Genomic DNA, 20,803 nt, shown 5'->3' with positions numbered 1-20,803 from the left:
ACCATTTAAACCATTTTCTTCAGTTAACATGTTTCAGAGAATGCTCTTCTAAACAGAAGAGCATTTTTTATCCATTAATTGAGGGGTAATACTTTATGTGGTCCAAAACATTCATAGTGAATAGCATCGGCATCGACACCCATTGCAATTAGCTGTTTGCCTACGTGCTGCATAAAACCAACAGGGCCACAGAAATAGAATTGCATGTTCGGTTGCTCAATCCATTCACGTACCAATTCTAAATTCATTAAACCTTCATATTGGTAATCAAACCCGAGACGATCTTCCTCTCTTGGTTGATTAAACCAAATCGCAGATTGGCTGGTTTGTTGTTTTGCTAATAGTTGTTGAATTTCGTGCCTAAAGGCATGAACAGCACCATTTTCAGCGGCATGGAACCAATTAACTTGAGCATTGTGACCTTGTTCTGTTAGATGATTTAACATACTCAGCATTGGGGTTAAACCAACGCCTGCAGAGATCAAGGTAACAGGTGTCTGGCCATCAACATCAATGAAGAAATCACCACATGGTGGGGCGAGTAGTACATGGTCACCTTCATTTAATTGTTGATGTAAGAAATTAGAAACTGAGCCTTGTTCTTCACGTTTTACTGCAATACGGTAGCTACGGCCATTAGGCGCAGTCGTCAGTGAGTATTGGCGGATTTCTTGGTTTTCAAATCCCTGGTTGTTGACATAAATAGTGATATATTGGCCTGGACGGTAATCCGCGACAGGTTTCCCATCGACAGGTACGAATTCAAAACTGGTGATTACATCACTTTGGGGCTGTTTTTGTTTCAATTTAAATTCACGTAAACCTTCCCAGCCCCCAATTTTATCTGCATTCTCTTGGTAAATTACTGCTTCACGACCAATAAAGATATCAGCTAAGACCCCGTAAGCTCTTCCCCAAGCATCAAGTACTTCTTGGCCTGGGCTAAGTAGTTCATCGATAGCCGCCAGTAAATTTTCCCCAACAATAGGGTAATGCTCAGGTTTGATATTTAAACTAACGTGTTTTTGGGCAATTTTTTCAACCGCTGAAATCAGTGCTTCAGGGGTTTCAATATTTACCGCATAAGCACAAATAGCGTTGAATAGAGCTTCACGTTGGTCGCCATTCATTTGGTGAGTCATGTTAAAAATATCTTTTAGTTCAGGGTGTTGTTTAAACATCCGATCATAAAAATGTGCGGTTAGTTTTGGCCCTGTTTCAGCAATGGCAGGAATGGTGGATTTAACAATGGCGATGGTTTGGCTATCTAGCATACAGGTGCTCCTGAATTATTTTCATGTTCTCATCGTAGTGATCGTAAGGCGTCAGTTTTTAGTTTTGTACAAACATATCCTTTTACATCATTGGGATAAGTATATTTCATCCCAATAAATCACTCTTTTTTGAGAGACATAAAGTTTATTTATAAACATGTATTTTAAATACAACTTATAATATTTAAGGTTTTATGTAAAGACTCAAACTGGGAAAATATGTCGGAATTAAGCACACAATGAGAAGGGGCTAGCAAATCTGGATGTTTCTACGTTAAAAATTAAAATTTAAGCTATTTTATAGTGGAGCCTTCAGAAGCAAATGAAGTGAAAAAAATTAATGCAATCGTTTGCGTATATTTTTTCTTTAGGGCTATCTCAAGAGAGAAAAAGAGTTTACACTGTGTGTCATTGCGATGAATCGATTTTCAACCTATTGAATTGCTGAGGCAGGAGAAGCGAATGTTAAAGCGTGAAATGAATATTGCTGACTACGATCCAAAATTATGGGAAGCAATGGAGCAAGAAGTACAACGTCAAGAAGAACACATTGAATTAATTGCTTCTGAAAACTATACCAGTCCACGAGTCATGCAGGCTCAAGGTTCTCAGCTAACCAATAAATATGCAGAAGGCTACCCAGGCAAACGCTACTATGGCGGTTGTGAGTATGTTGATGTGGTAGAACAATTAGCGATTGACCGTGCGAAAGAACTATTTGGTGCTGACTATGCGAACGTGCAACCACACTCAGGTTCACAAGCTAACGCTGCTGTTTACATGGCGTTATTACAGCCAGGTGATACTGTTCTGGGGATGAATCTGGCACATGGTGGTCACTTAACTCACGGTTCACCAGTTAACTTCTCAGGTAAACTGTACAACATCGTGCCTTATGGCATCGATGAAAGCGGTAAAATTGACTACGATGATATCAAAGCGCAAGCTGAAAAACATAAACCAAAAATGATTATCGGTGGTTTTTCTGCGTATTCAGGTGTGGTTGATTGGGCAAAAATGCGTGAAATCGCAGATGGCATTGGTGCTTATTTGTTCGTGGATATGGCTCACGTAGCAGGTTTGATTGCTGCTGGTGTTTATCCAAACCCAGTGCCTCACGCACATGTTGTGACGACAACAACACATAAAACTTTAGCAGGTCCACGTGGTGGATTAATTTTAGCTAAAGGTGGTGACGAAGAGTTATACAAAAAAATCAACTCAGCCGTATTCCCAGGTTCTCAAGGTGGCCCTTTAATGCATGTGATTGCAGGTAAAGCGGTTGCATTGAAAGAAGCGATGGAACCAGAATTCAAAGTTTACCAACAACAAGTGGCTAAAAATGCCAAAGCAATGGTCGACGTTTTCCAAAAACGTGGCTATAAAGTCGTATCTGGTGGAACGGAAAACCATTTGTTCTTAGTGGATTTAGTAGACAAAGATATCACAGGTAAAGATGCAGATGCTGCACTGGGCCGTGCGAATATCACAGTTAACAAAAACAGTGTACCTAACGATCCTAAGAGCCCATTCGTAACGTCTGGTGTACGTATCGGTTCTCCTGCAATTACACGCCGCGGCTTTAAAGAAGCAGAAGCGAGTGAGCTAGCGGGCTGGATGTGTGATATCCTAGACAACCTCAATGACGAAGCGACCATTGAGAGCGTAAAACAAAAAGTATTAGCAATTTGCAAGAAATACCCAGTTTACGCATAATTTAAACGACAATTCGTGATTAAAACCCGCTTCTACATGCATGTATGAGCGGGTTTTTTGCATTGAAAAAACGGAGGGATGATGGTCATTCCATCAACGCGTTGGCTAGCCATTGATTATTTTACCTACTTTTTTGCCTACAGTATTTTCTTACCATTTTGGTCAGTTTGGCTACAAGGTGAGGGAATTGATGCAGAAATGATTGGTGTTTTGTTAGGGGTAGGGTTAGCAGCCCGTTTCCTTGGCGCGATGTTCATTACTCCTTTAGTTAAAGAGCCCTCGAAACTGATTACGGCACTACGTTTACTTGCAGGGCTTTCACTCATTTTCTCTGTTGGTTTTGCTTTGGGTTCTCATTGGGCATGGCTGCTATTTGTAATGATAGGCTTTAACTTATTTTTTGCGCCAATGGTTCCGTTAGGAGATTCACTGGCAGGAACATGGCAAAAACAATTTACCTTTGACTATGGCAAAATTCGCGTCTGGGGGTCGATAGCTTTTATTATTGGCTCCTCATTGATGGGGTATTTAGCAGGTGTTTGGGGTAATAAAGCCATCATGGTAGCGTTGATAGTAAGCTGTTTAGCATTATTACTAGGCGCAATGATGAAACCGGCAATTATGCCAATGGGAGCGGCGAAAATTGAAGGTGGCAATAAAGTCACTTTTAAACAGTTGATTGCTGATAAAAACGTCGTTAGGTTTTTAATTTGTGTGACCTTATTACAAGGGGCTCATGCGGCTTATTATGGTTTTGCTTCCCTATTTTGGAAAGAGGCGGGTTATTCAGATTTAGTGATCGGTAATTTATGGTCACTGGGTGTGGTCGCTGAAGTCATTGTATTTATGTTAAGTCACCGTTTATTCCGGCGTTGGAGTGCGCGTAATTTACTGCTGCTATCCGCATTTTGTGGAATTATCCGTTGGGGGTTGATGGGGGCGTTTACTGCATTACCTGTGTTAATTGTAGTGCAAATTCTTCACAGTGGGACTTTTACGATTTGTCATCTAGCGGCAATGCGCTTTATCAGCGCAAGAAAAGAAAATGAAATTATCCCATTACAAGGTGTTTACTCTGCCCTCGCAACTGGTGGTGGGTTAGCCGTCCTGACTATTATTGTGGGGTATATTTATGAGCGAGTGCCTGCTCATCATGGTGTAGTTTTCTATTTAATGGCGCTTCTTGCTGTTCCTGCTGTGTTTATCCGCCCTAAAGTTGTAGCTCAATCCTAGTATTTATCAACCAAGCTATAAAAGGGGTTAAACCTATTTTTATAGCTTGGTTTGGTACTGAATTTGTTTCCCTGTATCGTCAATATAAATCATTGTTATATTTTCTCCGTGATTAATGTCTGCGGTTGAAGAGAAAGTTTGTGATGAAAATGGCGCAACCATCGAACTTTTTGCAATAGAACGGCTTTCGTTATTAGCCAGATAAATATTCGCAATATTTAAAAAATAAGGAGTCGGGTTGTTGACGATAATACCGTCTTTAGCTAAATGAAATTGAATGTTTTTGATGGTATTGTCTGGCTTTTCCGTGAGGGTTGTAGGGCGATAAAAAACTTTAATCCGTGTTTGAATGGCAAACTGCAGCATATTTGCACTATTTATTTGTTTTGGCTTTGGCGCAATGTCTAATACATTTAAATAAAATACAGACTCTTTATTCGTAGGGAGCTTGTCGCCAATAAAACGTATTTGTAATTGAACCCCGTCATTTGCCGCGATTTTAGTGACGGGGGGTGTCACAATAAATGGCGCGTTCGTTGTTTCTGGTGTTGAATCGAGGTTACCTTCATCCACCCAACTTTGAGTCAATGTGGCTTGTTCACTGTAATTAGTCAGTTGAATCCCGACGGCCTTTTTATCGCTAGGAAAAATAATTCGTGTTCCTTGTAAAACAAGGCTCGCACATGCTTGGACGCTAAAAAATAGTAACGTAGCGAACCCTGTGATTTTAATTATTCCGTCCATAATATTTTCCTTTCTAATTGTATGACATCACCACGGTTGCAGTACTTGAGACTTGTCCTTGAGTGACACTACTTGGGTTGTATGCATGGTAATAAGCACCTAAGTTTACTGAAAAAGAAGGGGAAATCGGATTTCCTTTAAGGACAGTAAAAATATTTGTCGCGCCATTTTTAGCTGCTACGCTATCCGAAAGTACTAACGGTGTATTGAGATTGCTTGCGCTAACTAATCGGAAACCAACGCCTTTAGCACCTTGGCTAATGGTATTATTCAAGGTTGTTTTATCATTTGAGAGTAAATTACTACTGGATAAAAAAATAGATACATCACGAGAAGCATTACCGCCTGCTAAAAAGTCTTGGCAGGTAAAATTAAGCGTAAATGGCGTGTAGCCTGCTCTAGTTACAGTTTTCACCGCATTGATACTTACTGGGGGTAGTGCAACGACTAAACCTTGGTTAATGAAATTACAGGTAGTGAGAATGGGATTATAAGTTAAGGTAATTGGTTGTAAGTAGATGTCATCGGCACTGGTTGGCCATTGTAGCGTTAACAGAAAAGTGACTAATTTGACTACAATATCTAATAACCACTGTAGAATTCCCAAGCTGGATGCATCAGAGGCGAGTACAATAGGGGTAACTGTGGCGGTACTTCCTGATACTTCGACATAGTTGGTTCCGGGTTTGGCTGTGAGCAAATTAAATTGAACGGTAAAATTTGTATCGAGCTCACTACCTTGATGTATACCTTCCGTAAGGCCGACAACTCTATCTTTTTCTAATGCAGTGACTGTAATTGAGACAAACTGCTTTCCACCATTAAAACCAATAGTGGCTGTTCTGCCTTGGAAGGGGGATGCAATACCGATAGAGTTAGGAAAAAGCAATCCTCTTGCAGTACAGGTAAAAGTTCCAGGGTAGATGGTTCTGCTATTTTTACTAACTTGAGTCGATGTACTGGTAAGTTCTGTTGATAAATCAAAAGCAAGAGCGGGAGCCGTCACTGTAGATGTTTGTCTACAATGTGCTGAGGAATACTGGCTATAAGCCAATATACTGGAAAGCATCAGTGCTAAAGTGATTTTTTTCATCATGTTTTCCTTTATCGACAGAGGTTTTTATTCTTATCCATCGTATTGAGTAGTGGCTCAATAACACATGTCTTTTTCCCTTTAAGCTTTATGTGCAATGCCATCGGTAATTGCTCACTTTTGATATACATCACGCCAGATTGACCGACATAACCAACACTTTGCTGTTTAGCATCTGTGATTTCTGTACCAAAAGGTAAGCTATCGCCATTAGCAAGCACGCCTCGGATGAGATAAGTTTGTCGTGTATCGGTTTCGAGTTTGATGTAATTCACCGCTCCTTGATATGGACTCACATTGGCCATATTACCGAGCACCTCTGCACCTGCGGTTTTTTCTGTATCCGTCAAGGTATAGGTATTGGTTCTATACGGTGTGGAATTAGCAACTAAAACGACACCTTGTTGGTTGGTTAAGGTAGTTTTATTGGCGTTGACCATCATGTTACTGGCCATTGGAGCATCAATGATGGTATAGGTTTGTCCTGTTTCCCCTGAAAAAACAATATGTCCAGGGATAGCAACCAGAGTTCCTTTGGCGCCTAAACCAGTTTGGCGGTAATTATTGGCCTCTGTGTAAGATCCTGAAAGCGTGCTAGAGGGAAGCTGATAGCTGACGTTGCCACCAACTAAGTTATTCCCACCGTTTTGGTTCGTTGCAGTTAACGTATAATTGATTTGGTCATTTTTACCTGCAATACCACTGACACTTAGTGTAGTTTGTTGGTAACGAGAGTCAGTGAAATAACTTCCCATGCTAATATTGGCGCGTTTTTCAAATAAAGAAAAAGGAATACTAAAGTTGGCATAAATACGTGTTTCTTCTTCGCTGTCGTAATTACGAACACGTGAAACAGACACACTATAGGAAATATCGTTATAGTTGTTGGCATAGCCAGCTTGATATTCACGGCTATTACCGTTTGTATTCCAATAATCACGATGTGTCCCCGAGATGAATACCGAACCATAACCATCAGCTAGTTGTTGGTTTAAATTCAATGTAAATGTGTTTTTAGCACGTGAACCGCGTAAGGCGTCATAATTAGTGAGTGAAAGTTCAGGTGGAATATTATTGCCGAGTTTTTCTGATAGCTGGTCTTGATAAGCTTTCCAAGCGCGATAATTATCTTGAGAATAAATGGCATCAATAAAACTATAGTAACCACTAGTCGAATAACGATATGACGCCAAGGTTAAATTGGTCGACGTTGCGTTAATATATTTGTTATAAGTCAAGCGGTAGCTTTGACCACTATGATCGCCTGAATCTAATTTAGTATTTGCTTGCGTAATATCAGCTGAAATGGCCCCAAAACTAAAATTCCAACCACTCCCAATAACGCCGGAATAGTATTTTTCGCTAAATAACATTCCTGCATAAAGTGTCACTAAATTATTTAAACCATAGTGAAACTCACCTTGAGTAAATTTGGGTTGATAATGGGTATTGTCGATTTTTGTTTGCCCAGCAATGAGGCTGTAATTGTAAACGCCTTGTTTGAGCATATCAGGTACTGCAGAATAGGGCACAGTAAAGGTTTCTTGCCTTCCATCAGCTTCTTGGACAACGACGAATAAGTCACCACCACCAGCACTAGGCTGAAGGTCATTAAATGCGAACTCACCAGGGGGAACGTTTTCTTGATAAACCAGATTGTTATTTTGGTATACGCTGACTAAGGCATTTGTTTGAGCGACACCGCGTATAATGGGGACAAAATTTTGACTTGAATTTGGCAACATACTGGCTTCTGTTGCCAATGCAATGCCTCGAACTCGAATACTATTAAATAGGGCTGCAGGTGTATAAAAATCACCTAATTTCAACCCGGATTTGATTGCACTAAGGGGGCGATAAATATAACGGGTATTGTTTTTCCATTTTTGGCTACCATGAGAGCTATGTCGATAGCTGGATTCATCTCTAAATTGCCAGGCGCCCAAATTAACACCTGAATTTAAGGTTGCATAAAAATTGTCACTGCTGGTTTTTGAGTTTTTCTTCTCTTTATAGCTATAATAATTTGTATTATAAGAAAAAATAATTGCAGGCTCGCCATAATTCCATAGGCTGGGGTCAACATAGTTAGCTTCGAGTTTTTTCAGAGCGACTTGAGGAACTGTAATATTGAGTCGTAGGTTGTTGATATTAAATTTATACTTTATATTGGGTACTAAATCATCAATAGGAACAAATGGCTGTTGTTCGGTTTGCTCAATCACCTCAGCAGATAAATTTAGGTTTAATTTCTGTACATCATCAGCAGCAAGGCTGATCAGTTTGCCATCATTATTGATATCAATTTCAAACTGACCTTTCCAATTATTATTGACATAAAGGTCGGCTAATTGTTTACCTGATGGAATGTTATTGTCAGTATAGAATCGTGAAATATCTCCTTGTGCAGATTTACCTACCAATAGGGAAGTCTCAAACTCGTCCGCTATTGAGTTCTTTTGATAACTTTGTAGTCCTATTAAGATTAGGAGATAGAGATAATTTTCTTTTTTCACGATGATTTCTTCTATTAAAGTTTAATATTTTTAGATTTGAAAACACCATAGTCATCCACATACATTAAAATAAGATCGTGGTTTTTCATTATTCCTTTAATAGGTAATTCTTTTTCAGACATAGGGGCAATCATCGCAGAATCAGTTAATGAGTTATTTTTATCGTTAGATGGTGCGATAGCTGCAATAGTTAAATGGTATTGTGAATTATTTTTAACTAATATTTTATTATTTTTAATCTGATAGCTTGCATTATTAATAACCTCATCGGGAGATTCAGTTAGCCCAATAGGACGATAAAAAATTTTAATTCGTGAACGTGTGGCTAGCTGAATTGCATTTTTGCCTTTAGCAGACTCTGGCGTTTTAGGAATATCTAAAACATTTAAGAAAAATACGCTTTCAACATTTTCAGGAAGTTTTCCGGGTATTTTTTTAATTTTTAGTTGCTGACCTTGTAAACCTTCAATTTTAACAATAGGAGGGGATAAATAAAAAGGCGCTTCAGAATTCTCAGGCGTGGAATTTTCATCACCGTTATCAATCCATGACTGAACAAGAGACGATGTTTTACTGTTATTGGTTAATTGTACAGCAATACTATCAGCGTCAGCAGGATATATAATTCGAGTGCCAGTAATAATAACATTAGAAAGTGTTGCGCTCGAAAATAAAATAGTGAGTAATAAAACTAGAATTTTCATAATAGCATCCATTTAAAGCCAGGCTAATAAAAGCCTGGCTAAGTCATAATTATAAATAGGAAACTGTATATATTACGTTTGATTGCAAAAGACCGACTTTGGCGGCAGTTGCATTAGTTTTATAATAACTGGCAATTAAATTGAGGGTAGCTCCTGTCGCACCACCAGTATCAGCTCCTGTAAGGTTAGTATCAAAAGCCACATTGAGTGGAATTGCGGTGGTTGGAGTACTGGTTTTAGATAAACTAAATCCGACGTTTTTGGCAACGGAAGCATCATTTTCATTCACGGAAGTATTCACTAAATACAAACCGGAAGGAGAAATATTACTTGACGAATAGAAGTGTAATTTCAGATTACTTACAGGGACGCTTGCGGGTGCGCAATCAGAGAAAGTTAAAGAAAATTGTTTTTGATTTTTAGAAATAACCGTGGCGGCAGTTGTCCCTGCATCTGTTACGGTTATTGGATCAAGAACAACAGTCATATCGGCACTATTTCCGCCATTAATGGTACAAGTTGTATCGCTTATTGCTCCAGAAATTGAAATAATCCCCCCAGCACTATTCGTTATTGCAAGTGCTGAACCTGATATAAAAGATAAAGAAAGTAAAGACAGAGGTAGTATATATCTAGACATAATTAACCCCATAAGGTCAAAAATAAAATAAAGTTATATAACTTTGATTAACAGCTGAATGTAAATTAGCTGTATTGTTTTATGCTAGATATAAAGTGCATTTTTTCAAATTCAAAATTAAAAAAAACAAATAATGAGATAGGTGTGTTTTTTATATATATGAATTTAATGTAATATTATTTTTTTGATTGTTTCAAAATAACGCATAATAAGTGTGTTTATTGGTGGTTAGTGGTTTGTCTATTGGAATACTTCTCGTTGTAAGTGTTATTATGACAATGGCAAAGGTCAATTAACTTAATCATAAATAGAAGTAATATTAACTCATGGAATTAAATAAAATTTAATTTATAAAAAATAAATTGATAATAAAATGGCAAATCATAGAAAATGATTTGCCATTGAAAGATATCTTATAAGCTTGGTAGGAAAGTAGTAAATACAGGCATAAAGGTGACTAAGAGTAAAACGATAATTAATGCAAAGAACAAGGGCATAACTTCACGAATAAAATCAGAAATACGGACACCAGTAATCGATGTGGCTACAAACATGACGGTTCCCATTGGCGGTGTTAAGCAGCCGATGGCCAAATTAAGGATCATGACAATGCCAAAATGGATAGGATCAATCCCTAATAGCTTTACTGTAGGCATTAATAATGGAACAAGGACAATAATTGCGGCATTTCCTTCAATAAACATACCTAGGATTAACAACACCGCATTGACAATCATTAAGAAGACATACGGGTTATCAGAAAAATTGGTCATCATTCTGGCAACATCTTGCGCCACTTGCTCGTTCGTCAATACCCATGCTAATGCGGAACAAGTCATAATAATGAGCATGATACTTGCTGTTGAACGGGCTGTTTCTAAAAATGAGGCAGCAATGTCTTTTAACTTCATTTCACGATAAAAGAAGGTACCAATTATAATAACGTAAAGTACAGCAATAGCACCAGCTTCTGTTGGTGTAAAAATACCAAAGCGAATTCCACCAATAATAACGAGAACTAATAGGAAAGCAGACATCGCTCCTTTACCTGTTTGGTAAACTTCAGCAAATGTTGGTGCTTTATCTCTAGCAGGCTTATATCCACGTTTTTTTGCAATCAGATAAATTGCAACCATTAAAGCAACGCAGCACATTAATCCAGGAATGATTGCAGCCATAAACATCTTACCAATAGAGACGTCAGCGACAAATCCATAGATGATTAATGCAATACCCGGTGGAATTATAGGTGTTATTAATGATCCTGCGGCAGTGACAGCGGCAGAGAAGCTTTTTCCATAACCTAATTTTGTCATTTCTGGCACTAACATTTTAGATAGCATTGCACAGTCAGCGAGGTTAGATGCAGAAAGTCCGCCCATCATTGTACTTAATAATACGTTAGATTGGGCAAGTCCTCCTGGATAGTGGCCAGACAGAGTACCAGTAAATTTCAACATTCGTCTAGTAATACCAGTGTAATTCAAAAGGTTACCTAACAAAATGAAGAAAGGGATAGCAAGTAACGTCACATTTTCCCCAGCCCCAATAATGCGTTGTACCGCAATGAGGGGAGAAATGTCACCCGCAGAGAAAAAGTAGGTGAGTAATGCAATCAGTACACTTAAAAAAATGGGAACATTAATTAAAAAGCAGAATATTAATACGATACAGGCGATAATTACTGACATGGTTTATCTCCTTTTAGTAATTTACTCATGTCTTCCAGTAAATGTTGGATAGAAAATAACACCATGATGGATGCGCCAATGGGTACAGAAAGGTCGATATAATAATAAGAGACACCAATAATTGGTGTTATTTTGTCTTCTGCAATAATAGAGAGTTCATATCCAAGATAACCAAAAATTGATAAAGCAATAATGGCCATAATATGAGTAACGACCGCAATAGCTAATTGTACTTTTTCAGGAAATAAAGAGGTAATTGCATCAATACTGACATGCATTCTTTTGCCTGCCGCAGATGCTGCGCCAATCATCACCAACCAAATGTAGCAAATGATTAAAACTTCCTCACTCCACATTAAAGGGTCATTAAGAAGCCAACGCATGAATACAGCAAGAATGGTAATAATGACAATAGCGGCAACAGCAAGAGAAGCCACTATATCACTTAATTTCCCCAGAAATTTAAACATAAAAGATCCTTGCGAGAATAATAGTTAACCATTTGTATTGTAAAAATATTGGCGGTATTAACCGCCAAGTAATAGGGTTACTTATTAATAATATCTTGAGTTTGTTGATATAAATTCGCAGACCATTCAGGGAATTCATTATAGAAAGGCTTAGATTTTTCTTTGAAGAGCGCTCTGTCTACTTCAACAACAGTAACACCTTCATTTTTCATTTTCTCAATGATTTCTTTTTCTTGTTGTAAGACTAAATCTGTTAGGAATTGCCCAGCTTCATTTCCTGATTCAACTAAAGCCTGCTGAATATTTTCAGGTAATTTAGCGTAGGTTTTGCTGCCCATGACTAGGTTGGTTACGTTCTCTACATGACCCGTTAAAATCAAGAATTTGGCCGCTTCATGGTGTTTTTGCCCATATAGCACAGGAATTGGGTTTTCTGCGCCATCAATAATTTTAAGATTAAGTGCAGTATAAACTTCTGCTAAAGGTAATGGTGTTGGTGTGGCACCCATTGCCTCTAAACCTTTAATTTGAATTTTATTATTGGGGACGCGAATTTTTAAACCTTTTAGGTCATCTGGAGTTTGGATCATTTTATTGGCTAAGATATGGCGTGAACCATATAACCAATCTTTAGAAACCACGTGAAGGCCTTTTTTATCTAACTGTTGTTCTAAGGAACCATACCAAGGTGAGGCATTTAATTTAAAAATATCTTTATAAGATAGTCCTAAATACGGCCCAAACATAATGCCGTAATCAGGTACATAATCAGAAAAGAAGGCACCATCTGCTAAGGTAATTAGTGGGCTACCTAACTTCATTTGTTCGATGACATCTTTTTTGGAGCCTAATTGTGAGCTTGGATAAGGAATTAATTCACCTTCACCATTAGTTTTTTCATTGAATTTTTTTGCCCATTCGTGAATAGCTAAATCAAAAGGCTCTCCAGGGTTATTTTCATAAGCGACTTTTAACTTATATTTAGCATCTGCAAATGCGGCATTTGTCATGCTGCCCATTAATAGCATTGTGCTGAGTGTTAAGCTAAGAAGTTTTTTTCCGTTTAATGTGCTCAGTTTCATAAAGGTATCTCCTGTAGGGGGATTTATTGTTTTAAGTATTTATTTTCTTTTTCTAACCAATGTATTTTCTGCGTAGCATTGATTCTGTACCGCTACTCAGAATTTCAGTAATTTTTTGGCTCACATCATCTTGTAATTGTGGTATTTCGTTGAGGTTTAATCCCCATAAATCAGACATTGCTAGCACATTTTCAGTAAGTTGTTTTACATTTGAGTCATAGAGTTCATGCCAAGCTTTAAAGCGTTCAAGTAAATAATCATCATCATTTAAAGGAATGAGTTGTTCAGCCTGTTTTCCTCGATAGAAAACAATAAGTGCAGCAAGTGAAAATGAAATGCAATAAGGAATTTTATTGTATTGCTTAACATAAGAGATTAATTGAGGTAATAGGCGAGTTTTAAATTTAGTTAACGAGTTTAGAGATATTGAAATTAATTCATGTTCTATATATGGGTTATTAAAGCGGTCAATAACTGCGGAGGCAAAAGCCGCGAGCTCCGAAGGGCTTTGAGATAAAACAGGAATAACTTCATTATCAATTAAATCTTTAATGAAAGCTAAAAAGATTGGGTTGCTAGTGACATCACGGACAGTTCTGATCCCTGCCAAGTAAGCAACAGGAACCATCGCGGTGTGCGCACCATTTAAGATTGCAACTTTACGCTCTTTGTAGGGCTTTATGTCATCGACTACTTTGATATTTAATGGTAATTCATTCAGTTTTAGCTTCTGCTCTAGTATTTTTGGCCCTTGAATGACAAATAAATAGAAATATTCAGCAGTGACGAGAAAATCGTCTTTATAACCTAATTCTTTTTCCAGTTTCTCAATTTCATTTTTCGGGTAGCCAGTAACGATCCTATCGACTAACGTAGAACAAAACGTATTACTGTTATTTAGCCAAGCAATAAAATCTGCGGGGAGTTGCCAGTCTTGCGCATGTTGATTCACAAATTCTTGTAACTTATCGCCATTATAGTCAATTAACTCACAGGGGATGATGAACAACCCTTTGCTATTATCACCATTAAAATGTTGAAAGCGGTGAAATAAAAACTGAGTAAGTTTCGCAGGGAAACTACTTGCTGGTGCATCTTCTAAGCGTACGTCGTGCTTATATACGATCCCTGCTTCCGTCGTGTTAGAGAAGATCCATTGTAATTCGGGATTTTCTGCACATTTTAGAAACTTATCATATTCAGAATAAATCAGTATTTCACGGTTAACCGAATTAATAATTCTTATATTCGAAACGCTTTGTTTTTGTTCATTAATTCCCCTGGTGATGGCAGTATAAAGTCCATTTTGCTGATTAATTGAGGGATGTGATGAGTCAATTGGCCTGACAAGGGTAATGCCACTATTGAAATCTGTCTTTTCATTCAGTTGGTCAACCATCCAGTCGATAAAAGCACGTAGAAAATTACCTTCTCCGAATTGCAAAATTCTCTCTGGGTATTGCTTATTAGCCATTGACTGTCTATTTAAGTAATCCATGACCATTCCTCTAGTTATTATGTGTATTAATCATCCGGTGTTGATTCAGACTAGAAGTATTTTTTTCTATGGACTATTAATTGCACCAATTTTGTGGAATGAATGGCTTTTTGATGTTTTTAATCTGTTTTTTATCAGTTAAAAACAGATGGAATTATAAATGAATTCAATCTATTTAGTTAGTTGGTATTTTAATCGCATGAAAAATAGTAATATTTTTATTTGTTATAATTTTGATTAATAGTAATTTTATAATTAAGTTGTTTTTTTTACTAAAAAATTCAGGTTTTATTTGATGTGTATATTATCGAGCCAAAGAATAAGTCATCGTTGACCATTCATTGGCCTTGTAACTTAATGTTATTTATTCATAAGTTTGCTGTATGGAGTTAATCATAGTTCTTTTAGCGGTATCTAAATGATGTCGAAGTTCATTCATCGCCACAATATCATTACGGCTAATCAAAGCACTTAAAATGGTCATATGTTCTTCAATTGCCAGTACATTTCTTTCTTTTAAATCTGACTCATCCCATTGATATTGAAAGTGAAATATCACAGTGATGATTTCAAGAGACTGATTAAAAAACGGGTTATTGGCACCTGATAAAATAAGACTATGTAGTTCATAATCTAGTTGGGAAAAGTCGCGGTAATTGATAGTAACGGTTTCCCGTAGTGTTCTATGTTTGAGTAATAGCTCTTTCGCTAAAATCCAACGGTGGTCATCTGGTGGTAAATTTAAAAAATGAGTCAGAGCATTGGTTTCTAGCAATTCCCTAAACTCAAAAAGCTTTTCTGCATATTCACGCGAAAATTTCATCATGTGCCAGTTCCCCCGGTGGGTGTTTTTAATTAACCCATAACGAGAAAACTCCACTAAGAACTCCCGAACAATACTAGAACTTACATGGCTTTTTTTTGCTAGTTGTAATTCAGTAAAAGTATCCCCAGGCATCAATTCTTTGCGTTTAATCATTTGATAAAACGCTTTTTCGAATAAGACGATTTGTTGATCAGGAAGACTTGATTCAACAGGAAAGAAATCAGTTTTATTGGGATAGCGAATAACATGATATTCACTCCCTTGTTTTTCAATGATTTTCTTTTCTAATAAATATTCGAGGGTATGTCTCACTGTGGTTCGACTGATATTAAACATCTCAGCTAAAGAAGATTGTGAGGGAAAGGGGGATGTTAATAAATTTTTATGTATAGCGTCTAAAAATTCATTAATTGACCCATAGCGTACATTTTTACTCCTCACCATTTAAACACTCCTTAATCTGATTTTTATTCTTTAAAGACAGATTTAAAACCGATTTAAAAACAGTTAATCACAAAATTCGGTTGTTAAGTATCTAGTCTATGTTTTTTAAATTAAAAAAGACAGATTAATTGACGGAGGAAAATATGAAACAATTGATTTGTCAGGAACCTAAAAAATTAGTCTATCAACAAGTCGTTGAACCTACAGTGCAAGTTGGGCATGTAAAAATAAAAATACATGCGGTTGGAATATGTGGAACGGATATCCACGCTTGGGGAGGAAATCAGCCCTTTTTTCAATATCCACGAGTATTAGGACATGAAATCTCTGGAACTATTTGTGATGTTGCACCTGACGTTACACAATGGAAAGTCGGTCAGCGTGTTGCTGTAATGCCTTATGTTGCCTGCTATGAATGTGGTGCTTGTAAGGAAGGAAAAACAAATTGCTGCGAAAAAATTTCAGTTATTGGCGTTCACGAAGATGGTGGTTTTTGTGAATATTTAAATGTGCCAGAGAAAAATGTATTAGCGATTGAAGATACAGTTACAGATATTGATGGCGCCTTAATCGAACCATTTTCAATCAGTGCTCATGCCGTCAGGCGTGCGCAGGTTAAACCTCAAGATACTGTTTTAGTTGTAGGGGCAGGGCCTATAGGGCTAGGTGTTGCTGCTATTGCTAAAGCGGATGGTGCTAACGTATTAGTGGCTGATACCAGCGAGGCACGTCGTCAACATGTTGAAAAAGTATTAGGCTTAAAAACGTGTGACCCAGCCGATGAAAACTACTTATCAAGTATTGAACACCATTTTTCAGGTATGCTTGCTGAGAAAGTTATTGATGCAACGGGGAATCAACACGCAATGAACACCGCGGTGAATTTAATTCGTCATGGTGGCTTAATTGTATTTGTTGGGCTATTTAAAGGTAATTTATCGTTTCCAGATCCAGATTTTCATAAGAAAGAGACAACAATGATGGGAAGCCGAAATGCCACTCCTGAAGATTTCAATAAAGTTGCAAGGTTAATGGCAGAAGGTAAGTTATCTAGTGGTATGATGCTAACGCATCAATTTGATTTTAATACCATTGGTAATATTTATGAAAGTGATGTTATTAATAATCGTGAATTAATTAAAGGTGTTATTTTATTTTAAATAACAATTTATCTTTAAATAACAACAAAAAACCCACAATAAAAGTGGGTTTTGTTTTTAGTTCGTCTCTAGAAAGGATGTGTTAGCGCTTTAATGCTTCTGATAGCTCATCTTTCATGACGGACAGTATGTCTCTAACAACACGTGGGCTACCAGCAACTAAGTTACCTGAGGCTAAATAATTATGACCGCCAATAAAGTCAGTCATGATACCGCCAGCTTCACGCATGATCAGCTCACCGCCCATGAAGTCCCACGGTTTTAAACCAATTTCAAAAAAAGCATCAACACGGCTAGAAGCCACATAGCATAAATCTAATGCTGCGGAGCCGGTACGACGAAAATCAGCACATTTGTTAAACATCGCAGTTATGATGTTCATATAGACAGGTGCATGTTGTTTTTGTTTGAAAGGGAAGCCTGTCGCAACGATAGCGCCATCAAGGTCACGTTTTTCGTCGATGCGAATACGATAACCGTTAAGCTGAGCGCCTTGCCCACGTACTGCGCTAAATAATTCATTACGCATTGGGTCATAAACAACAGCAACTTCTGTACGGCCTTTAACGCGCACAGCGATAGAAACAGAAAAATGGGGGAGACGTTTTGTGAAGTTGGTAGTGCCATCCAGTGGATCGATTACCCATTGAATATCATCATCTTTACCTATTAATTCACCACTTTCCTCAGTGATAATAGTGTGGTCAGGATATGATTTGCGGATGATTTCAATAATCAGTTGCTCAGATTCTTGGTCAACGTTAGTAACGAAATCGTTAGTGCCTTTCTGAGTGACTTTAATATTGCTAGGCATTTCATAGTTTTTAGCTATGTGATTACCGGCCTTACGTGCTGCACGTATGGCGATGTTAAGCATCGGATGCATGGGCTTTTTCCACTGGAATGTTAAAGAACGAAAAACTTGAGTGCCAAAGTATATAGATGTTCGTCACAATAAGCAATTTTGTGTTAAGCTATTGCAATAATTTTTTCATTAAACGTATAAATCATGTTAGATAACATCCGTATTGTTCTTGTTGAAACCTCACACACTGGTAATATGGGCTCAACAGCTCGTGCCATGAAAACCATGGGGCTTTCTAATCTGTACCTCGTTAATCCTCTCGTTGAACCTGATTCACACTCTATTGCGCTTTCTGCCGGGGCAAGTGATGTTATTGGTAATGCGACAATAGTTAAAACTCTCGATGAAGCTTTAGAAGGCTGTAAGTTAGTGATCGGTACCAGTGCGCGTTCTCGCACCTTATCTTGGCCAATGGTTGAACCACGTGAATGTGGTGTTAAATCCGTTGAGCAATCCAGAGAATCACCTGTTGCTATTGTATTTGGCCGTGAGCGAGTGGGCTTAACCAACGAAGAACTTCAAAAATGCCAATATCATTTATATATCCCCACAAACCCAGAATACGGTTCTTTGAATTTAGCGATGGCAGTGCAATTGGTGAGTTATGAAATACGCATGGCGTATCTTTCAATGGATGAAAAAAATACGGTAATTTCCGCTGATGATGAGGTAGAATACCCACCGTCAGAAGATGTTGAACGTTTTTATGTCCATCTTGAGAGCGTGTTGAATGAATCAGGTTTTATTCGTAAAGCGCATCCTGGCTTAATTATGAATAAATTACGCCGTTTATTCACACGAGCGCATATCGAAACCCAAGAGTTACATATCCTGCGGGGTATCTTAACATCAATGGAAAAATGGGCGAAAAAGTGAGGTTAAATCCGTGGTAAAATCAGGTGAATAATACTTGAGTAAATTAGTCAGGTAAATAGTTGACTAAATTACTCAGGAATGTCACAATCTGACCATAATTTACCATGGAGTAATATGTTATGAGACTCACTTCCAAAGGGCGTTACGCAGTAACTGCGATGTTAGATGTCGCATTACACTCTCAGTCAGGTCCAGTGCCTTTAGCTGACATTTCTGAACGTCAGGGAATTTCCCTCTCTTATCTTGAGCAACTTTTCTCTCGTTTACGTAAAAACGAGTTAGTTTCGAGTGTGCGCGGTCCAGGTGGCGGTTATTTGCTTGGTAGAGACGCAGACCAAATCTTTGTTGCTGAAGTAATCGCTGCGGTAGATGAATCTGTTGACGCCACCCGTTGTCAGGGTAATAAAGAAGGTTGCCAAAATGGTGATCGCTGCTTAACTCACGCATTATGGCGCGATTTAAGCGATAGAATTACAAGTTTCCTTAGCAGCATTAGCCTTGATGAACTGGTTAAAAACCAAGAAGTCATGGTTGTTGCTGATAGACAAGATAACGAACAGCGTAAGACCATGCCAAATGGGATTACACCTGAATCGATTATCAATGTACGTGCTTAAAAATATTAAAAAAATTGCAGTCGGTACATTTTGGTGAGTTATTGGACGAAGAGCTAATTTCCGCCATTTGTATCTTTAAAAATTAAAGGCAAGTTAGCTTGTCCTTTGGAGTAAGTGAGCAATGAAATTACCAATTTATCTTGATTATTCAGCAACAACACCGGTTGACCCGCGTGTGGCTGAAAAAATGATGCAATGTTTAACAATGGATGGGAACTTTGGTAACCCAGCGTCCCGTTCTCATCGTTTCGGCTGGCAAGCTGAAGAAGCGGTGGATATTGCTCGCAATCAAATCGCCGAATTAGTGGGTGCTGACCCACGTGAAATCGTATTTACCTCAGGCGCAACTGAGTCTGATAACTTAGCGATTAAAGGCGCTGCTAATTTCTATAAAAAGAAAGGCAACCACATTATTACCTGTAAAACGGAACACAAAGCCGTTTTAGATACCTGCCGCCAATTAGAGCGTGAAGGTTTTGAAGTGACTTATCTGTCACCACAAAGCAATGGTTTAATTGCTATGCAAGACCTACAAGACGCTATTCGTGAAGACACCATTTTAATTTCTATTATGCATGTTAATAACGAAATTGGGGTTGTGCAGGATATCGCAGCTATCGGTGAATTATGCCGTAGCAAAGGAATTATTTTCCACGTTGATGCAACACAAAGCGTAGGTAAATTACCTATCGACCTTAGTGCGCTAAAAGTGGATTTAATGTCATTCTCTGCTCACAAACTTTACGGGCCAATGGGGATTGGTGCATTGTATGTTCGCCGTAAACCACGTATTCGCCTTGAAGCGCAACAGCATGGTGGTGGTCATGAACGTGGTATGCGTTCTGGAACATTACCTGTACACCAAATCGTGGGTATGGGCGAAGCTTACCGCATTGCCAAAGAAGAAATGGCAGCGGAATCTGAGCGTTTACGCGGTTTACGGCTACGTTTGTGGAACGGTATTAAAGATATCGAAGAAGTTTACCTCAATGGTGATTTAGAACACGGTGCGCCGCACATTCTGAACGTCAGCTTCAACTATGTTGAAGGTGAATCACTGATGATGTCATTAAAAGATTTGGCTGTATCTTCAGGTTCTGCATGTACTTCTGCAAGCCTAGAACCTTCTTATGTACTGCGCGCTTTAGGGATGAATGATGAGCTGGCACATAGCTCAATCCGTTTCTCTTTAGGTCGTTTCACGACAGAAGAAGAAATTGACTATGCAATCAAAATGATTCATGGCGCAATTGGCCACTTACGCGAGCTGTCTCCTTTATGGGAAATGTTCAAAGACGGCGTAGATCTTAACAGCATCGAATGGTCTCACCATTAATCAGACGGTTTCAGGAGT

Annotated in this window: 18 protein-coding genes; 6 read left to right on the top strand and 12 right to left on the bottom strand. The window is 38.2% G+C overall.

Annotation, left to right across the window (positions count from 1 at the left end):
- Positions 1-74 precede the first annotated feature (74 nt).
- Positions 75-1,274: an NO-inducible flavohemoprotein gene (gene hmpA, locus PR767_RS10225; protein ID WP_004912719.1), complete on the bottom strand. Its 1,200-nt coding sequence runs from the start codon at positions 1,272-1,274 to the stop codon at positions 75-77.
- 462 nt (positions 1,275-1,736) lie between these two features.
- Between hmpA and glyA the strand changes: the two genes are divergently transcribed.
- Together glyA and PR767_RS10215 are read left to right on the top strand one after the other, a co-directional pair.
- Positions 1,737-2,990 (top strand): serine hydroxymethyltransferase, encoded by a 1,254-nt coding sequence (glyA, locus tag PR767_RS10220; protein WP_004912718.1) that lies wholly within the window; start codon positions 1,737-1,739, stop codon positions 2,988-2,990.
- 81 nt (positions 2,991-3,071) lie between these two features.
- Positions 3,072-4,223: a 3-phenylpropionate MFS transporter gene (locus PR767_RS10215; RefSeq protein WP_272520258.1), complete on the top strand. Its 1,152-nt coding sequence runs from the start codon at positions 3,072-3,074 to the stop codon at positions 4,221-4,223.
- A gap of 39 nt (positions 4,224-4,262) precedes the next feature.
- Here PR767_RS10215 and PR767_RS10210 read toward each other — a convergent pair whose 3' ends face one another.
- The 10 genes from PR767_RS10210 to PR767_RS10165 all read right to left on the bottom strand — a co-directional run bounded on the left by PR767_RS10210 (position 4,263) and on the right by PR767_RS10165 (position 15,931).
- On the bottom strand, positions 4,263-4,967 hold the full coding sequence (locus tag PR767_RS10210) for a fimbrial biogenesis chaperone (RefSeq protein WP_115166965.1): 705 nt from the start codon (positions 4,965-4,967) through the stop codon (positions 4,263-4,265).
- A gap of 13 nt (positions 4,968-4,980) precedes the next feature.
- Entirely contained in the window at positions 4,981-6,060 is a 1,080-nt protein-coding gene (locus PR767_RS10205) for a fimbrial protein (RefSeq protein WP_004912706.1), read from the bottom strand.
- Between the two features lie 11 nt (positions 6,061-6,071).
- Positions 6,072-8,576: a fimbria/pilus outer membrane usher protein gene (locus PR767_RS10200; protein ID WP_272520257.1), complete on the bottom strand. Its 2,505-nt coding sequence runs from the start codon at positions 8,574-8,576 to the stop codon at positions 6,072-6,074.
- A gap of 14 nt (positions 8,577-8,590) precedes the next feature.
- On the bottom strand, positions 8,591-9,280 hold the full coding sequence (locus PR767_RS10195) for a fimbrial biogenesis chaperone (protein WP_115166967.1): 690 nt from the start codon (positions 9,278-9,280) through the stop codon (positions 8,591-8,593).
- Positions 9,281-9,329: 49 nt separating this feature from the next.
- Entirely contained in the window at positions 9,330-9,920 is a 591-nt protein-coding gene (locus PR767_RS10190; protein WP_109911473.1) for a fimbrial protein, read from the bottom strand.
- Between the two features lie 413 nt (positions 9,921-10,333).
- A complete protein-coding gene (locus PR767_RS10185) occupies positions 10,334-11,611 on the bottom strand; it encodes a TRAP transporter large permease (protein WP_272520256.1) in 1,278 nt (425 codons plus the stop codon).
- Positions 11,602-12,081, bottom strand: a complete 480-nt coding sequence (locus PR767_RS10180) for a TRAP transporter small permease (protein WP_004912692.1) — start codon at positions 12,079-12,081, stop codon at positions 11,602-11,604. Before PR767_RS10180 ends, PR767_RS10185 begins: the two co-directional genes overlap by 10 nt.
- 77 nt (positions 12,082-12,158) lie before the next feature.
- The gene (locus PR767_RS10175; RefSeq protein WP_004912689.1) at positions 12,159-13,163 is read right to left on the bottom strand and encodes a C4-dicarboxylate TRAP transporter substrate-binding protein; all 1,005 of its coding nucleotides are present in this window, start codon (positions 13,161-13,163) and stop codon (positions 12,159-12,161) included.
- A 52-nt stretch (positions 13,164-13,215) separates the two neighbouring features.
- On the bottom strand, positions 13,216-14,661 hold the full coding sequence (locus PR767_RS10170) for a tagaturonate reductase (protein ID WP_272520255.1): 1,446 nt from the start codon (positions 14,659-14,661) through the stop codon (positions 13,216-13,218).
- Between the two features lie 364 nt (positions 14,662-15,025).
- Positions 15,026-15,931 (bottom strand): GntR family transcriptional regulator, encoded by a 906-nt coding sequence (locus PR767_RS10165; protein ID WP_004912686.1) that lies wholly within the window; start codon positions 15,929-15,931, stop codon positions 15,026-15,028.
- A gap of 143 nt (positions 15,932-16,074) precedes the next feature.
- On the opposite strand from PR767_RS10165, the gene PR767_RS10160 reads away from it, so the two are divergent.
- On the top strand, positions 16,075-17,091 hold the full coding sequence (locus PR767_RS10160) for a zinc-binding alcohol dehydrogenase family protein (RefSeq protein ID WP_272520254.1): 1,017 nt from the start codon (positions 16,075-16,077) through the stop codon (positions 17,089-17,091).
- An 82-nt stretch (positions 17,092-17,173) separates the two neighbouring features.
- Here the strand turns inward: PR767_RS10160 and suhB are convergent, their stop codons facing one another.
- Positions 17,174-17,977, bottom strand: coding sequence for an inositol-1-monophosphatase (gene suhB / locus PR767_RS10155; protein WP_004912683.1), 804 nt, complete (start codon positions 17,975-17,977; stop codon positions 17,174-17,176).
- 123 nt (positions 17,978-18,100) lie between these two features.
- Between suhB and trmJ the strand changes: the two genes are divergently transcribed.
- From trmJ to PR767_RS10140, 3 genes are all read left to right on the top strand, one after another.
- A complete protein-coding gene (trmJ, locus tag PR767_RS10150; RefSeq protein WP_198641517.1) occupies positions 18,101-18,832 on the top strand; it encodes a tRNA (cytosine(32)/uridine(32)-2'-O)-methyltransferase TrmJ in 732 nt (243 codons plus the stop codon).
- 119 nt (positions 18,833-18,951) lie between these two features.
- Entirely contained in the window at positions 18,952-19,449 is a 498-nt protein-coding gene (iscR, locus tag PR767_RS10145; protein ID WP_004264917.1) for a Fe-S cluster assembly transcriptional regulator IscR, read from the top strand.
- 121 nt (positions 19,450-19,570) lie between these two features.
- Entirely contained in the window at positions 19,571-20,785 is a 1,215-nt protein-coding gene (locus tag PR767_RS10140; protein WP_004912674.1) for an IscS subfamily cysteine desulfurase, read from the top strand.
- Positions 20,786-20,803: the final 18 nt, after the last annotated feature.

The organism is Providencia sp. PROV223 (genome assembly GCF_028479245.1).
In the GTDB taxonomy this organism is placed as follows: Bacteria; Pseudomonadota; Gammaproteobacteria; order Enterobacterales; family Enterobacteriaceae; genus Providencia; species Providencia rettgeri.
The sequence above is the reverse complement of the archived record's forward strand: the minus strand, read 5'-3'. Positions and strand labels throughout refer to the sequence as shown.

Excerpts from the sequence above, each read along its gene's own strand:
- PR767_RS10215 (WP_272520258.1), top strand. The coding sequence starts at position 3,072 with ATGGTCATTCCATCAACGCGTTGGCTAGCCATTGATTATTTTACCTAC.
- suhB (WP_004912683.1), bottom strand. The coding sequence starts at position 17,977 with ATGCATCCGATGCTTAACATCGCCATACGTGCAGCACGTAAGGCCGGT.
- iscR (WP_004264917.1), top strand. The coding sequence starts at position 18,952 with ATGAGACTCACTTCCAAAGGGCGTTACGCAGTAACTGCGATGTTAGAT.
- PR767_RS10195 (WP_115166967.1), bottom strand. The coding sequence starts at position 9,280 with ATGAAAATTCTAGTTTTATTACTCACTATTTTATTTTCGAGCGCAACA.
- PR767_RS10175 (WP_004912689.1), bottom strand. The coding sequence starts at position 13,163 with ATGAAACTGAGCACATTAAACGGAAAAAAACTTCTTAGCTTAACACTC.
- PR767_RS10160 (WP_272520254.1), top strand. The coding sequence starts at position 16,075 with ATGAAACAATTGATTTGTCAGGAACCTAAAAAATTAGTCTATCAACAA.
- PR767_RS10165 (WP_004912686.1), bottom strand. The coding sequence starts at position 15,931 with ATGGTGAGGAGTAAAAATGTACGCTATGGGTCAATTAATGAATTTTTA.
- glyA (WP_004912718.1), top strand. The coding sequence starts at position 1,737 with ATGTTAAAGCGTGAAATGAATATTGCTGACTACGATCCAAAATTATGG.
- PR767_RS10170 (WP_272520255.1), bottom strand. The coding sequence starts at position 14,661 with ATGGATTACTTAAATAGACAGTCAATGGCTAATAAGCAATACCCAGAG.
- PR767_RS10180 (WP_004912692.1), bottom strand. The coding sequence starts at position 12,081 with ATGTTTAAATTTCTGGGGAAATTAAGTGATATAGTGGCTTCTCTTGCT.
- PR767_RS10210 (WP_115166965.1), bottom strand. The coding sequence starts at position 4,967 with ATGGACGGAATAATTAAAATCACAGGGTTCGCTACGTTACTATTTTTT.
- PR767_RS10205 (WP_004912706.1), bottom strand. The coding sequence starts at position 6,060 with ATGAAAAAAATCACTTTAGCACTGATGCTTTCCAGTATATTGGCTTAT.
- hmpA (WP_004912719.1), bottom strand. The coding sequence starts at position 1,274 with ATGCTAGATAGCCAAACCATCGCCATTGTTAAATCCACCATTCCTGCC.
- trmJ (WP_198641517.1), top strand. The coding sequence starts at position 18,101 with ATGTTAGATAACATCCGTATTGTTCTTGTTGAAACCTCACACACTGGT.
- PR767_RS10190 (WP_109911473.1), bottom strand. The coding sequence starts at position 9,920 with ATGTCTAGATATATACTACCTCTGTCTTTACTTTCTTTATCTTTTATA.
- PR767_RS10185 (WP_272520256.1), bottom strand. The coding sequence starts at position 11,611 with ATGTCAGTAATTATCGCCTGTATCGTATTAATATTCTGCTTTTTAATT.
- PR767_RS10140 (WP_004912674.1), top strand. The coding sequence starts at position 19,571 with ATGAAATTACCAATTTATCTTGATTATTCAGCAACAACACCGGTTGAC.